We start from the raw sequence: 14,934 nt of genomic DNA, 5'->3' as shown, positions 1-14,934 counted from the left end.
CTACGTCCTCGGCTGCGCGCGCCCAATGCGCGCGGGCGCAATCTTGGCGGCCGGAGCGCGACCCGCGTCGTCCCTGAGGTGGCCTTCGGGTCGCTTCGGGCGACAGGCGCTCAGCCGGGCGGGCGGGGGCGGGTGGTCTCGCCGCGGATCTCGTGGAGGAGTTCGACCTTGCCGTCGTCGTCCGCACGCTCGAGGCGCACGGTGAAGCCCCACAGGCGGGCAAGGTGGCGCATGACTTCGTCGGTGCCGTCGCCGAGCGGGCGGCGGCGGAAGGGGGTGTGGCGCAGGGTGAGCGAGCGGTCGCCGCGCAGGTCGACGTTCCACACCTGCACGTTGGGTTCGCGCGCGCCCAGGTTGTACTGGTCGGAGAGGATCTCGCGCAGCTTGCGGAAGCCCCCGTCGTCGTGGATCGCGGAGACCTCGAGCTTGTCCTCGTGGTCGTCGTCGAGCACCGCGAACAGGCGGAAGTCGCGCATGACCTTGGGCGACAGGTATTGCGCGACGAAGCTCTCGTCCTTGAAGTTGCGCATCGCGAAATCGAAGGTTTCCAGCCAGTCGCTGCCGGCGATCTCGGGGAACCAGCGGCGGTCTTCCTCGTCGGGGTCCTCGCAGATGCGGCGGATGTCCCGCCACATCGCGAAGCCCAGCGCGTAGGGGTTGATCCCGCCGAACCAGCGGCTGTTGTAGGGCGGCTGCGCGACGACGTTGGTGTGCGACTGCAGGAATTCCAGCATGAAGCTGTCGGCGAGCAGACCCTCGTCGTAGAGGTGGTTGAGCAGGGTGTAGTGCCAGAAGGTGGCCCAGCCTTCGTTCATGACCTGGGTCTGGCGCTGCGGGAAGAAGTACTGCGCGATCTTGCGCACGATGCGCACCACCTCGCGCTGCCAGGGCTCGAGCAGCGGGGCGTTCTTCTCGACGAAGTAGAGCAGGTTCTCCTCGGGCTCGGGCGGGAAGCGCGCCTCGGCGCGGGCATCGGTGCGCAGTTCGTGGGCGGGCAGTGTGCGCCACAGGTCGTTGACCTGGCTCTGCAGGTACTCCTCGCGCTCTTGCTGGCGCAGCTTCTCCTTGGCGAGCGAGAGCCTGGGCGGGCGCTTGTAGCGGTCCACGCCGAGGTTCATCAAGGCGTGGCAGGAGTCGAGCAGCAGCTCGACGGCTTCCTCGCCGTGGCGCTCCTCGCACTGGGTGATGTAGTTCCGCGCGAACAGCAGGTAGTCGATGATGGCGTCGGCGTTGGTCCAGGTGCGGAACAGGTAGTTGCCCTTGAAGAAGCTGTTGTGGCCGTAGGCGGCGTGGGCGATCACCAGGCCCTGCATGGTGAGCGTGTTCTCCTCCATCAGGTAGGCGATGCAGGGGTTGGAGTTGATCACGATCTCGTAGGCCAGGCCCATCTGCCCGCGCTTGTACCCCTTCTCGGTGGCGAGGAAGTGCTTGCCGAAGGACCAGTGGTGGTAGTTGACCGGCATGCCCACCGAGGCGTAGGCGTCCATCATCTGCTCGGCGGTGATGATCTCGACCTGCACCGGGTAGGTGTCGAGCTTGTAGTGCGCGGCGGCCCGGGCGATCTCCTCGTTGTAGCGGTCGATGGCCTCGACGGTCCATTCCGAGCCGGAGGGGAGCGGAGCCTTGGCGGCGCGGCCGCGCGTGCGGGGGCGGGGGGTCTTCATGCGATCGTCTTCTTGAACAGTTCGCGGAACACCGGGTAGATGTCGGCCGGCGACTCGATGCGCTGCATCGCGAAGTTGTCGTGCGCGGCCTCGAGCTTGGCGTACTCGCGCCACAGGTTCTGCGGCTCGCCGGCGGTGATCTCGACGTAGGCGAAGTACTGGCACCAGGGCAGGATCTCCTTGCCGAGCAGGCGCCCGCACACCGGTGAGTCGTTGTCCCAGTTGTCGCCGTCGGAGGCCTGGGCGCCGTAGACGTTCCACTGCCCGTTGGCGTAGCGCTCGCGCAGGATGTTGCGCATCAACTCGAGCGCGCTGGAGACCACGGTGCCGCCGGATTCGCGCGAGTGGAAGAATTCGTCCTCGTCGACTTCCTTGGCCACGGTGTGGTGACGGATGAAGACGACCTCGATGTGCTCGTAGCTGCGCGTGAGGAACAGGTAGAGCAGCATGAAGAACCGCTTGGCCATGGACTTGCGCTCCTCGTCCATCGAGCCGGAGACGTCCATCACGCAGAACATCACCGCCTGGGTGGTGGGGCGGGGCTCCTTGACGCGGTTGTTGTAGCGCAGGTCGAAGCGGTCGATGAAGGGGATGCGTTCGATGCGCGCGCGCAGCGCGGCGAGTTCCTCGCGCAGGTCGCGCACTTCCTCGCTGTCTTCGCCGGCGCGCGCGAGCGCTTCGTCGAGTTCCTGCTGCAGCGCGCGGATGCGTGCAGCCCAGGGCGAGCCGAGCGCGAGCCTGCGCCCGAGCGCTCCGCGCATCGAGCGCACGATGTTGATGTTCGCGGGCACGCCATCGGACGTGAAGCCGGCGCGCCGCGTCTTGTAGTCGGTGACCTTGGCGAGCTGGGTGCGGATCAGGCGGGGGAGCTCGAGGTCCTCGAAGAAGAGGTCGAGGAACTCCTCGCGCGAGAGCTGGAAGACGAAGTCGTCCTCGTGCTCGCCGTCCTGGCTCGCCTTGCCCTTGCCGGCACCGTCGCCAGCGCCACCGAGTGGGCGCTTGATGCGGTCGCCGGTGCTGAACTGGTCGTTGCCGGGGAAGACCTGCTCCCAGATGCCGCCCTTGCCGTGGTGCAGAGAGGGCTCGGAGAGATCGCGCGCGGGAATGGAGATCTGCTCGCCGTTCTCCAGGTCGCGGATGGAGCGGCCGTGGATCGCCTCGGATACCGCCTTGCGGATCTGCTGCTTGAAGCGGCGCATGAAGCGCTGGCGGTTCACCGCGCTCTTGTTCTTGCTGTCGAAGCGCCGATCGATGATGCGGACCATGTCTCCTCCCGGTGTCCGCGTCCGGCCGGGCTCCGCGCAGCGATGGCGCGGGCCGGGCCGGACCGTGGCTCGCGAATCAGGACGCCTTGCGCACGCGCAGGTACCACTCGCAGAGCAGGCGCACCTGCTTCTCGGTGTAGCCCTTGTCGATCATGCGGTCGACGAAGTCCTGGTGCTTCTTCAGCTCGTCGGCGCTGGCCTTGGCGTTGAAGCTGATCACCGGCAGCAGATCCTCGGTGTTGGAGAACATCTTCTTCTCGATCACCGCGCGCAGCTTCTCGTACGAGGTCCAGCTCGGGTTGCGACCTTCGTGCTTCGCGCGCGCGCGCAACACGAAGTTGACCACCTCGTTGCGGAAGTCCTTCGGGTTGCTGATTCCGGCAGGCTTCTCGATCTTCTCCAGTTCCTCGTTGAGCGCTGCGCGGTCGAGGATCTCGCCGGTGTTCGGGTCGCGGAACTCCTGGTCCTGGATCCAGAAGTCGGCGTAGATCACGTAGCGGTCGAAGATGTTCTGCCCGTACTCGGAGTAGCTCTCGAGATAGGCGGTCTGGATCTCCTTGCCGATGAACTCGGCGTAGCGCGGGGCGAGGTATTCCTTGATGTAGCCGAGATAGCGCGCCTCGGTCTCGGGCGGGAACTGCTCGGCCTCGATCTGCTGCTCGAGCACGTACATCAGGTGCACCGGGTTGGCGGCGACTTCGCGATGGTCGAAGTTGAAGATCTTCGACAAGGCCTTGAAGGCGAAGCGGGTCGACAGCCCGGTCATGCCTTCGTCCACCCCGGCGTAGTCGCGGTACTCCTGGTAGCTCTTGGCCTTGGGGTCGGTGTCCTTGAGGTTCTCGCCGTCATACACCCGCATCTTGGAGAAGATGCTCGAGTTCTCCGGCTCCTTGAGGCGCGACAGCACCGCGAACTGCGCCATCATCTTGAGCGTGTCGGGTGCGCACGGCGCCTCGGCGAGCGAGCTGTGGACGAGCAGCTTCTCGTAGATCCTCACTTCGTCGGAGACGCGCAGGCAGTAGGGCACCTTGACGGTGTAGATGCGGTCGAGGAAGGCCTCGTTGTTGCGGTTGTTCTTGAACGCGACCCACTCGGACTCGTTGGAGTGTGCCATCACGATGCCGTCGAAGGGGATCGCGCCGAAGCCCTCGGTGCCCTTGTAGTTGCCCTCCTGGGTTGCGGTCAGCAGCGGGTGCAGCACCTTGATCGGCGCCTTGAACATCTCGACGAACTCGAGCAGGCCGCGGTTGGCCAGGCACAGGCCGCCGGAGTAGCTGTAGGCGTCGGGGTCGTCCTGCGAGTACTGCTCGAGCTTGCGGATGTCGATCTTGCCGACCAGGGAGGAGATGTCCTGGTTGTTCTCGTCGCCCGGCTCGGTCTTGGCGACCGCGATCTGGCGCAGCACCGATGGACCGAGCTTGACCACGCGGAAGCGCGTGATGTCGCCGCCGTACTCGTGCAGGCGCTTGACCGCCCACGGGCTCATGATGCCGCCGAGGTAGCGGCGCGGGATGCCGAAGTCGTCCTCGAGGATGTGCGCATCCTCGGCGGCGTTGAAGAGGCCGAGCGGGGATTCGTTCACCGGCGAGCCCTTGATCGCGTAGAAGGGGATGCGCTCGATCAGGCTCTTGAGCTTTTCGGCGAGCGAGGACTTGCCCCCGCCCACCGGCCCGAGCAGGTAGAGGATCTGCTTCTTCTCTTCCAGGCCCTGGGCGGCGTGGCGGAAGTAGGACACGATGTTCTCGATGACCTCTTCCATGCCGTAGAAGTCGCGGAAGGCCGGATAGAGCTTGAGGATCTTGTTGGAGAAGATCCGCGACAGGCGAGGATCGAGCCGGGTGTCGACCAGTTCGGGTTCGCCGATGGCCGCGAGCATGCGCTCGGCGGCGGTGGCGTAGGCCATGCGGTCGGTGCGGCAGAGTTCGAGATAGTCCTGCAGGGACATCTCTTCCTCGCGGGCCGCTTCGAAGCGTGCCTGGTAGGCGTTGAAGATGGACATGGTCGTCTCCTCGTCGGGCGCAATGCGGCGCGAAAGGGGCTGCCGCAAGGTGAAGCAGGATCGCGTCATCCGCCTGCTCGGCGGTGCCCGGCTCGCCGTGACGGGGTACCGGGTCTGTACATGAGAACCCCATGATGGGTGGGAGTTCCACCCCTTGCGGCGCTTTTTTCGTGAGCGGGCGTGGACTGTGTCACGACCCGCTACAGGGCCTTTCCCGGGCACGGGACAAGCGCGACGCCTGTGCTAGAATGCCCGACTCAGTTCAATGTGCTCACGCTGGCAAAGTGCGCCTCCGGTCCCCGCGAGTGTGCCGCAAGCGCCCGGCGGGAGCGTTTTTCAGACTTCTCAGGATCGACTCAATGGAGCAGAACCAGGTAACCCCGAGCGCGCTCGAGCGCCGTATCGACATCTCCGTTTCGCTCGCGGACATCGAGAAAGAGGTGGACGCCCGCCTCAAGCGCATGGCGCGCACGGTGAAGATGCCGGGGTTCCGCCCGGGCAAGGTGCCGATGAAGATCGTCGCCCAGACCCACGGCGGCCAGGCCCGCGGCGAAGCCGTCGGTGCGGCGGTCGAGAAGGCTTTCGGGGAGAAGGTGCGTGCCGACAACCTGCGCGTCGCCGGCTATCCGAGCATCGAGCCGAAGGACGGCGCCGCCGAGGGTACGCTGGAATTCACCGCCGTGTTCGAGGTGTACCCCGAAGTGGTCCTGGGCGAGTTCGCCGGACGCAAGATCGAGCGCCCGGTGCTCGAGGTGGGTGACGCCGAGGTCGACAAGACCATCGAGGTCCTGCGCAAGCAGCGCACCAGCTTCAAGGCGGTCGAGCGCGCCGCCGCGCAGGGCGACCGCGTGGTGATCGACTTCACCGGCCGCATGGGTGGCGAGGTGTTCGATGGCGGCCAGGCGCAGGACTTCCCCTTCGTGGTCGGCGCCGGCTCCATGCTCAAGGACTTCGAGGATGCCGTCGTCGGCCTCGCGGCCGGCGAGGGCAAGACCTTCGACATGACCTTCCCCGAGGACTATCACGCCGCCAATCTGGCAGGCAAGCAGGTTCAGTTCGAGATCACCGTCAAGGCCGTCGAGGAGCCGGTGCTGCCCGAGGTGGACGCCGACTTCGCCAAGTCGCTGGGCGTGGCCGACGGCGACGTCGCCAAGCTGCGCGAGGAGGTCAAGGGCAACCTCGAGCGCGAGGTCAAGCGCCGCATCCAGTCCCGCCTCAAGGAGCAGGTGATGGACGCGCTGATCGAGGTCGCCCCGATCGAGGTGCCCAAGGCGCTGGTGCAGGCCGAGTCGAACCAGCTCGCCGACAACGCCCGTCGCGACCTCGAGATGCGCGGCCTCAAGACCAAGGACATCCCGGTCGATCCGTCGTGGTTCAAGGACCAGGCCGAGCGCCGCGTCAAGCTGGGCCTGATCATGGCCGAGCTGGTCAAGACCAGCGAGCTGCACGCCAAGCCCGAGCAGATCCGCGCCCTGGTCGAGGAAATGGCGCAAAGTTACGAGGATCCCTCGGAACTCGTGCGCTGGTATTACGCTCAACCGGAACGTCTGGCGCAGGCCGAGGCGGTGGTCATCGAAGACAACGTCGTCGAGTGGGTGTGCGCGAAGGCCGACACTTCCGACAAGGACGTGGCGTTCGACGAACTGATGGGCAAGAACGCGGCCTGAGGTCGCAGAGGGTCTGACGAATGATGCAAGGAACACCCCAGCACAGCAGCGACTGGAACCCGGTCGGTCTCGGCCTGGTTCCGATGGTGGTCGAACAGAGTGGTCGCGGCGAACGCGCCTACGACATCTATTCGCGCCTACTGAAGGAGCGGGTGGTGTTCCTCGTCGGCCCGGTCAACGACGTCACCGCCAACCTGATCGTCGCCCAGTTGCTGTTCCTCGAGTCCGAGAACCCGGACAAGGACATCTACTTCTACATCAACTCGCCCGGCGGGTCGGTGACCGCCGGCATGGCGATCTACGACACCATGCAGTTCATCAAGCCGAACGTCAGCACCCTGTGCATCGGCCAGGCGGCGAGCATGGGCGCCTTCCTGCTGGCGGCGGGCGAGAAGGGCAAGCGCTTCATCCTGCCGAACTCGCGCGTGATGATCCATCAGCCGCTCGGCGGCTTCCAGGGCCAGGCCTCGGACATCGAGATCCACGCCCGCGAGATCCTCTACCTGCGCTCGCGCCTCAACGACATGCTGTCCAAGCACACCGGACAGGCGCTCGAGCGCATCGAGAAGGACACCGATCGCGACAACTTCATGTCGGCGACGGCTGCCGTCGAGTACGGCCTGGTCGACAAGGTGCTCACCAGCCGCGACGACACCTGATTTCTGGAGAACCCCCACATGACGGACAAGAAGGCTGGCGGCGACAAGCTGCTGTACTGCTCCTTCTGCGGCAAGAGCCAGCACGAGGTGCGCAAGCTGATCGCCGGCCCTTCGGTCTTCATCTGCGACGAGTGCATCGAGCTCTGCAACGACATCATTCGCGACGAGGTCGTCGGCGCGGAGGATGGCGAGGGGATCAAGGGCACACTGCCCACCCCGCACGAGATCTGCTCCATCCTCGACCAGTACGTGATCGGGCAGTCGCTGGCCAAGCGCAGTCTCGCCGTCGCGGTGTATAACCACTACAAGCGCCTGCGCCACCTCGATGCGCGCCAGGACGATGTCGAACTCGCCAAGAGCAACATCCTGCTGATCGGCCCCACCGGCTCGGGCAAGACCCTGCTCGCGCAGACGCTCGCGCGCCTGCTCGACGTGCCTTTCGTGATGGCCGACGCCACCACGCTGACCGAGGCCGGCTACGTCGGCGAGGACGTCGAGAACATCGTCCAGAAGCTGCTGCAGAAGTGCGACTACGACGTCGACAAGGCGCAGCAGGGCATCATCTACATCGACGAGATCGACAAGATCTCGCGCAAGGCCGACAACCCGTCGATCACCCGCGACGTGTCGGGCGAGGGCGTGCAGCAGGCGCTGCTCAAGCTGGTCGAAGGCACGGTTGCGTCGATTCCGCCGCAGGGCGGGCGCAAGCATCCGAACCAGGACTTCATCCAGGTCGACACCACCAATGTGCTGTTCATCTGCGGTGGCGCCTTCGACGGCCTGGAAAAGGTGATCCGCAACCGCACCGAGAAGGTCGGCATCGGCTTCGGCGCCGAGGTCAAGAGCAAGGAAGGCAAGAACCTCACCGACACCTTCCGCCAGGTGGAGCCGGAGGACCTGATCAAGTTCGGCCTCATCCCCGAGCTGATCGGCCGCCTTCCGGTGGTCGCCACGCTGCAGGAACTCGACGAGGCGGCGCTGATCCAGATCCTCATCGAGCCCAAGAACGCGCTGGTCAAGCAGTACCAGAAGCTCTTCTCCATGGAGGGGGTCGAGCTCGAGATCCGTCCCAACGCGCTGCATGCCGTGGCGCGCAAGGCGATCAAGCGCAAGACCGGGGCGCGCGGCCTGCGCTCCATCCTCGAGGTGGCGCTGCTGGACATCATGTACGACCTGCCGACGCTCGACAACGTGGCCAAGGTGGTGGTGGACGAATCGACCATCGAAGACGGCGGCAAGCCCTTGCTGATCTACGCCGAGCAGCAGAAGGTGTCGGGCGCCAACTGAGCGCGCTACCGTCGCCCGATCCGGCGGGGCCGGCTCCGGCCGGCCGCTTGAATTTCCGGGTCACGCCCTCATATGGGTGTGACCTTTTGCTTGAGGAAACCTAGAAAATGTCGGGTCCCGCTGCCCTCCCCAACGAAGCGATGGAACTGCCGCTGTTGCCCCTGCGCGACGTGGTGGTCTTCCCGCACATGGTGATCCCGCTCTTCGTCGGCCGCCCGAAGAGCATCAAGGCGCTCGAGAGCGCCATGGAAGACGGCAAGAGCATCCTGCTGGTGGCGCAGAAGTCCGCTGCCAAGGACGAGCCCGCGGTCGAGGATCTCTACGATATCGGCTGCATCGCGAACATCCTGCAGATGCTCAAGCTGCCCGACGGTACGATCAAGGTGCTGGTCGAGGGCGTGCAGCGCGCGCGCATCGAGCGTGTCGAGGACATCCGCAGCCTGTTCGTCGCCAGCGTGCGCCCGGTGCCGGTCGCCGAGGCGCCGAGCCACGAACTGGAGGCCATGCGGCGCGCGATCATCGCCCAGTTCGACCAGTACGTTAAGCTCAACAAGAAGATCCCGCCCGAGATCCTCGGCTCGCTCGCGGGCATCGAGGAGGCCGGGCGCCTCGCCGATACCATCGCCGCCCACCTGCCGCTCAAGCTCGAGCAGAAGCAGGAAGTCCTCGAGATGTTCGACACCGGCGCACGCCTCGAGAAGCTGCTCGGCCAGCTCGAGGGCGAGCTCGACATCCTGCAGGTCGAAAAGCGCATCCGCGGCCGCGTCAAGCGCCAGATGGAGAAGAGCCAGCGCGAGTACTACCTCAACGAGCAAGTCAAGGCCATCCAGAAGGAGCTCGGGGAGGGCGAGGAGGGTGCCGATCTCGAGGAGATGGACAAGAAGATCAAGGCCGCCGGCATGCCCAAGGAGGCGCTCGCCAAGGCCGAGGCCGAGTTCAAGAAGCTGCGCCTGATGTCGCCGATGTCGGCCGAGGCCACCGTGGTGCGCAACTACATCGACACCCTGATCAGCCTGCCGTGGAAGAAGAAGTCGCGCGTCAGCAAGGACCTCGGCGAGGCCGAGAAGGTGCTCGACAAGGACCACTACGGCCTCGAGCGCGTCAAGGAACGCATCCTCGAGTACCTTGCCGTGCAACAGCGTGTGGACAAGGTCAAGGCGCCGATCCTGTGCCTGGTCGGCCCCCCCGGCGTGGGCAAGACCTCGCTCGGCCAGTCGATCGCCAAGGCCACCAATCGGAAGTTCATCCGCATGGCACTGGGTGGCGTGCGCGACGAGGCCGAGATCCGCGGCCACCGCCGCACCTATATCGGCTCGATGCCGGGCAAGATCCTGCAGAACATGAGCAAGGTCGGGGTCAAGAACCCGCTGTTCCTGCTCGACGAGGTCGACAAGCTCGGCATGGATTTCCGTGGCGATCCGTCGTCGGCGCTGCTCGAGGTGCTCGACCCGGAGCAGAACCACACCTTCCAGGACCACTACGTCGAGGTCGATTTCGACTTGTCGGACGTGATGTTCGTGGCCACCGCCAACACCCTCAACATCCCGGCTGCGCTGCTCGACCGCATGGAGGTGATCCGTCTGTCGGGTTACACCGAGGACGAGAAGATCAACATCGCCCAGCGTTACCTTCTGCCCAAGCAGATGAAGAACAACGGCCTCAAGCGCGAGGAACTCTCGGTCACCGAGGAGGCGGTGCGCGACATCGTGCGTTACTACACCCGCGAGGCCGGAGTGCGCAGCCTGGAGCGCGAGATCTCCAAGGTCTGCCGCAAGGTGGTCAAGCAGCTGGTGCTCAAGAGCCGCACGAGCAAGGTGGTGGTCAACGCCCGTAACCTCGACAAGTTCCTCGGCGTGCGCAAGTACAGCTTCGGCATGGCGGAGAAGGAGAACCAGATCGGCCAGGTTACCGGTCTCGCATGGACCGAGGTGGGTGGCGAACTGCTGACCATCGAGGCGGTGCAGCTCCCCGGCAAGGGCAAGGTCGTGACCACCGGCAAGCTCGGCGAGGTGATGCAGGAGTCCATCCAGGCCGCGCTGTCGGTGGTGCGCCGGCGTGCGCGTTCGCTCGGTATCGACCCGGACTTCTACCAGAAGAGCGATCTGCACATCCACCTGCCGGAGGGCGCGATCCCCAAGGACGGTCCGTCGGCGGGTATCGCGATTTCGACCGCGCTGGTGTCGGTGCTCACCGGCATCCCGGTGCGTTGCGACGTGGCGATGACCGGCGAGATCACGCTACGCGGCGAGGTGCTGGCAATCGGCGGCCTCAAGGAGAAGCTGCTCGCCGCCGTCCGTGGTGGCATCCGCACCGCGCTGATTCCGGAGGAGAACGTCAAGGATCTCGCCGAGATCCCCGACAACATCAAGAACGCGATCGAGATCGTGCCGGTGAAGTGGATCGACCGCGTGCTCGAACTCGCCCTCGAGCGCAAGCCCGAGCCGCTGCCCGAGGAGCCGGCCCCGGCGGCGCCCGCCACGCCGGCGGCCGAAGGTGTCGAAGGCGACCAGGCCAACCTGCGTCCGCACTAAACCTGCCGTCCCGGCCCTCGGGCCGGTGCCGGATCCAATAAGCCGTGGCGCCCCGCAAGGGCCCGCGGCTTTATTGCTTTGCGTCGCACCTGCACGGCCTTCGACCTCCGTCGGTGGCCGCCCAGCAGGTGTGCGCTCAGGCCGCGGCCTCCTCCACCGCCAAGCCCCAGGCCTGTGCCACGAGTTCCATAGAGCGCAGCCTCGCGCCATGATCGAAGATCTGTGCGGTGAGGATGAGTTCGTTCGCGCCGGTACGCTCGATCAGCGTCTCGAGCTGCTGGCGAACCGTGTCGGGCGCACCCACCGCCGAGCACGCGAGCGACTGCTCGGCGAAGGCGAGCTCGGCCGGTGACCAGTCCGCCTCGATGAAGGCTTCCGGCGCCTGCAACTGCCCGCGCACGCCGCGCGCCATCGCCGCGAAGCGCAGCCGTAGCGAGCGCAAGAGGCGCTCCGCATCGGCGTCGGTGTCGGCGGCGATCGCGTTGGCGGCGACTGCGAACCAAGGCTTGTCGAGCTGGGCGGACGAACGGAAATTGCTCCGATAGATCTCGACCGCCTGGAACAGGAAGCGCGGTGCGAAGTGCGAGGCGAAGGCGAAAGGCAGGCCGAGGTGGGCGGCGAGCTCGGCACCGTAGAGGCTGGAGCCGAGCAGCCAGATCGGCACCTGCAGCCCTTCGCCGGGCACCGCGCGCACGGCCTGTCCGGGGCTGGCGGGCTGGAAGTACGACTGCAGCTCGAGCACGTCGTGCGGGAACTGGTCGTCGCTGCCGGCGAGATTGCGGCGCAGCGCGCGCGCCGTGGTCTGGTCGGTGCCCGGCGCACGCCCGAGACCGAGGTCGATGCGGCCCGGAAAGAGCGACTCCAGGGTGCCGAACTGTTCGGCGATAACCAGCGGTGCGTGGTTGGGCAGCATGATGCCGCCGGCACCGACGCGGATGCGCCGGGTGGCGCCGGCGATGTGGCCGATCACCACCGCGGTGGCGGCGCTGGCGATACCGGTCATGTTGTGGTGTTCCGCCAGCCAGTAGCGGGTGTAGCCGCAGCGGTCGGCGAGCTGGGCGAGTTCGCGCGTGTTGCGCAGCGCATCGGCCGGCGTGCTGCCGGCGGCGACCGGTGCGAGGTCGAGCACCGAGAGTGGGGCGGAGGAGGGCATGGAAAAGTCGGTTGGAACGAGGTCCGCCATTACGCCATAGAGCCGCCGCCGGTGCCAGCCCGGGGGCGAGCGCCAGTCGGATTGCGTGGCGTGATACGCTTGCCGGAAACTTCCTCGCGGTGTCGATCGTGGCGCCCCGAGGGCCCCGGAACGGGCACAGATCGTGGAATACGGCAATTGAGGTGGAGGGCGTTTTTTGACACCATTCGCCCCCTCTGCACTGCCGGTCGATCTGTCGCTGTGCGTGAGGCTCCGCCGCAGCGGCGCGGAAGAACCGACAACAAGACAATCGAGGAGTTCTGGATGAAAAAATACGCCCTTCTGTGCGCGGTGCTCGCCCTTCACGCCGGTGCCGGTTTTGCCAAGGACTGGAACGAGATCCGCCTGGCGTCCGAGGGCGCCTACCCTCCCTTCAACCTCATCGCCGCCGACGGAAGCCTGCAAGGTTTCGATATCGACATCGGCAATGCCCTGTGCGAGGAGATGAAGGCCAAGTGCACCTGGGTGAAGCAGGAGTGGGACGGCATGATCCCGGCGCTGGTCTCGCGCAAGTTCGATGCGATCATTGCCTCGATGTCGATCACCGACGAGCGCAAGGCCAAGGTGGATTTCACCGAGAAGTACTATGCGTCGCCGCTGGCCCTGATCGCGAAGAAGGGCTCGACCCTGCGGCCCGATCTCCCCTCCCTGGCCGGGAAGAAGGTCGGCGTGCAGCGCGGCACGGTATCGGACAACTTCGCCACCAAGTATTGGGACGGCAAAGGCATGCAGATCATCCGTTACGCCAAGCAGGACGAGGCCTACCTCGACCTGCGCGCCGGACGTCTCGATGCGGCCTTCTCCGATTACCTCGAGGCCTACGGCGGTTTCCTGACCAAACCCGAGGGCGCGGGCTACGACGTCGCCGGCGAACGCCTCTTCGGCAAGGACGCCGACGAGAAGGCGGTGATCGGCGAGGGCATCGGCATCGCGGTGCGCAAGCGCGACAAGGAGCTCACCGAGAAGCTGAACCAGGCGCTCGGCGCGATCCGCGCCAACGGCAAGTACGATGCGATCCAGAAGAAGTACTTCCCGATGGACATCTACGGCAACTGACCATGCCGGGCTGCGATCAAGCCAGCGCGGCCCCTGCGGTTACCCTGCCGCGCGCACGCTCCCTGGACCGGGAGCGTGCGCGTTTACCTTTGCGAATCGGTGCGCCATGGATGCCCTGATCGAATACTCCCCCAGCCTGCTCGCCGGCGCCTGGGTCACCCTGAAGGTGGCCTTGATGTCGGTGCTGCTCGCGCTGGCGACCGGCCTGATCGGGGCTGCCTGCAAACTGTCGGGTTTCCTGCCGCTGCGGCTGTGGACGATGCTGTACACGACGGTGATGCGCGGCGTGCCCGATCTGGTGATGATGCTCCTCGTGTTTTACGGCGGGCAGTTGCTGCTCAATGCGGTGATCGACTACTTCGGCTGGGACTTCATCGAGATCGATCCCTTCGTTGCCGGCGTGCTGACGATCGGACTGATCTTCGGCGCCTATTTCACCGAGACCTTCCGTGGCGCCTTCCTGGCCGTCTCGGCGGGCCAACTCGAAGCCGGGCGCGCCTACGGCATGAGCGCCTGGCAGGTGTTCCGCCGCATCCTGTTTCCGCAGATGCTGCGCTTCGCGCTGCCGGGCATCGGCAACAACTGGCTGGTGCTGCTCAAGAGCACGGCGATCGTGTCCATGATCGGCCTCTCCGACATGACGCGGATCGCCGACCAGGCCGGGCGCTCGACGCACCAGCCATTCACCTTCTATCTTGCGGTCTGCGTCCTCTACCTGGCGATGACCGCGCTGTCGAGCTACGGCCTCGGCGTGCTCACGCGGCGCTACAGTGCCGGCGTGCGCGAGACCCGGGTCTGAGGGCGGACATGGAATTCTTCGACTTCAAGGTCATCACCGGCAGCTTGCCCGAGTTCTGGCGCGGGCTGTGGATGACCGTCCAGCTCACCGGCTTGGCGTTGCTGTTCGGCTTCTTCGTGGCGATCCCGCTCGCGGTCATGCGGCTGTCGCCCAACCGTCTGGTGTCGGCCCCGGTCGCGGCCTACACCTACTTCTTCCGCGGCACGCCGATGCTCGTGCAGCTGCTGCTGGTGTACTACGGCGCCTCGCAGTGGGAATGGATGCGCGCGGCGTGGGAGGCCGGGCATCCGCTGTGGTCGCTGTTCCGCGAACCCTACTTCTGCGCGCTGTTCGCCTTCGGCCTCAACACCTGTGCCTACACCGTCGAGATCCTCGCCGGCAGCATGCGCAACACGCCGCACGGCGAGCTCGAGGCCGCCAAGGCGATGGGCATGACGCGCTTGAAGGCCCTGCAGCGCATCGTGATCCCGTCGGCGCTACGGCGCATGATCCCGAGCTACAGCAACGAGGTGATCCTGATGCTGCAGGGGTCGGCGATCGCCAGCGCGGTAACCCTGGTGGACCTCACCGGTGCGGCGCGCAACGTGTATTCGCGCCACTTCGCACCCTTCGAGTCCTTCGTCTTCGTCGGCCTGATCTACCTCGCGCTCACCTTCGCCCTGGTGGGGCTGTTCAAGCTCGCCGAGCACCGCTGGCTCGCCCACTTGGCTCCGCGCAAGGCGGAGGCGGGCAGGCAGTCCTGATCAACCCTGCCGCGAGCCCGAAGCGGCGAACGCTGCCGATTCCTGGCGGCGGTTCGCCGCGGCTCGTGGCGA

12 protein-coding genes are annotated in these 14,934 nt (G+C 66.0%); 8 read left to right on the top strand and 4 right to left on the bottom strand.

The features are described 5' to 3' along the window. Nucleotides 1–110: 110 nt before the first annotated feature. The 3 genes from ACZ5PP_RS04610 to ACZ5PP_RS04600 form a co-directional block, all read right to left on the bottom strand. Nucleotides 111–1,664 (bottom strand): SpoVR family protein, encoded by a 1,554-nt coding sequence (locus ACZ5PP_RS04610; protein ID WP_004303319.1) that lies wholly within the window; start codon nt 1,662–1,664, stop codon nt 111–113. Beyond that, nucleotides 1,661–2,929 carry a YeaH/YhbH family protein gene (locus tag ACZ5PP_RS04605; RefSeq protein ID WP_004303321.1) on the bottom strand — a complete coding sequence of 423 codons (1,269 nt, stop codon included), beginning with the start codon at nt 2,927–2,929 and terminating at the stop codon, nt 1,661–1,663. Before ACZ5PP_RS04605 ends, ACZ5PP_RS04610 begins: the two co-directional genes overlap by 4 nt. Before the next feature lie 76 nt (nt 2,930–3,005). Beyond that, the gene (locus ACZ5PP_RS04600) at nt 3,006–4,928 is read right to left on the bottom strand and encodes a PrkA family serine protein kinase (protein WP_004303323.1); all 1,923 of its coding nucleotides are present in this window, start codon (nt 4,926–4,928) and stop codon (nt 3,006–3,008) included. Between ACZ5PP_RS04600 and ACZ5PP_RS04595 the strand changes: the two genes are divergently transcribed. From ACZ5PP_RS04595 to lon, 5 genes are all read left to right on the top strand, one after another. After that, nucleotides 4,921–5,052 carry a hypothetical protein gene (locus ACZ5PP_RS04595; RefSeq protein ID WP_261788916.1) on the top strand — a complete coding sequence of 44 codons (132 nt, stop codon included), beginning with the start codon at nt 4,921–4,923 and terminating at the stop codon, nt 5,050–5,052. The genes ACZ5PP_RS04600 and ACZ5PP_RS04595 overlap by 8 nt on opposite strands. A 235-nt stretch (nt 5,053–5,287) precedes the next feature. Continuing rightward, nucleotides 5,288–6,595 carry a trigger factor gene (gene tig / locus ACZ5PP_RS04590; RefSeq protein WP_464826811.1) on the top strand — a complete coding sequence of 436 codons (1,308 nt, stop codon included), beginning with the start codon at nt 5,288–5,290 and terminating at the stop codon, nt 6,593–6,595. A 20-nt stretch (nt 6,596–6,615) separates the two neighbouring features. Next, entirely contained in the window at nt 6,616–7,254 is a 639-nt protein-coding gene (gene clpP / locus ACZ5PP_RS04585; RefSeq protein WP_004303326.1) for an ATP-dependent Clp endopeptidase proteolytic subunit ClpP, read from the top strand. A gap of 18 nt (nt 7,255–7,272) precedes the next feature. Beyond that, on the top strand, nt 7,273–8,541 hold the full coding sequence (clpX, locus tag ACZ5PP_RS04580) for an ATP-dependent Clp protease ATP-binding subunit ClpX (protein ID WP_004303328.1): 1,269 nt from the start codon (nt 7,273–7,275) through the stop codon (nt 8,539–8,541). A gap of 107 nt (nt 8,542–8,648) precedes the next feature. Further along, nucleotides 8,649–11,072, top strand: a complete 2,424-nt coding sequence (lon, locus tag ACZ5PP_RS04575) for an endopeptidase La (protein WP_004303330.1) — start codon at nt 8,649–8,651, stop codon at nt 11,070–11,072. 136 nt (nt 11,073–11,208) lie between these two features. Here lon and ACZ5PP_RS04570 read toward each other — a convergent pair whose 3' ends face one another. After that, a complete protein-coding gene (locus ACZ5PP_RS04570; RefSeq protein WP_464826810.1) occupies nt 11,209–12,225 on the bottom strand; it encodes an LLM class flavin-dependent oxidoreductase in 1,017 nt (338 codons plus the stop codon). A gap of 303 nt (nt 12,226–12,528) precedes the next feature. Between ACZ5PP_RS04570 and ACZ5PP_RS04565 the strand changes: the two genes are divergently transcribed. The 3 genes from ACZ5PP_RS04565 to ACZ5PP_RS04555 all read left to right on the top strand — a co-directional run bounded on the left by ACZ5PP_RS04565 (nt 12,529) and on the right by ACZ5PP_RS04555 (nt 14,862). Then, nucleotides 12,529–13,320: an ABC transporter substrate-binding protein gene (locus tag ACZ5PP_RS04565; RefSeq protein WP_012585562.1), complete on the top strand. Its 792-nt coding sequence runs from the start codon at nt 12,529–12,531 to the stop codon at nt 13,318–13,320. A gap of 106 nt (nt 13,321–13,426) precedes the next feature. Continuing rightward, the gene (locus ACZ5PP_RS04560; protein ID WP_043745758.1) at nt 13,427–14,119 is read left to right on the top strand and encodes an ABC transporter permease; all 693 of its coding nucleotides are present in this window, start codon (nt 13,427–13,429) and stop codon (nt 14,117–14,119) included. Between the two features lie 8 nt (nt 14,120–14,127). After that, entirely contained in the window at nt 14,128–14,862 is a 735-nt protein-coding gene (locus ACZ5PP_RS04555; protein WP_004303336.1) for an ABC transporter permease, read from the top strand. Nucleotides 14,863–14,934 lie beyond the last annotated feature (72 nt).

The sequence above is a fragment of the Thauera sp. DNT-1 genome (genome assembly GCF_055393985.1).
This window is presented reverse-complemented; position numbering and strand designations above follow the sequence as displayed.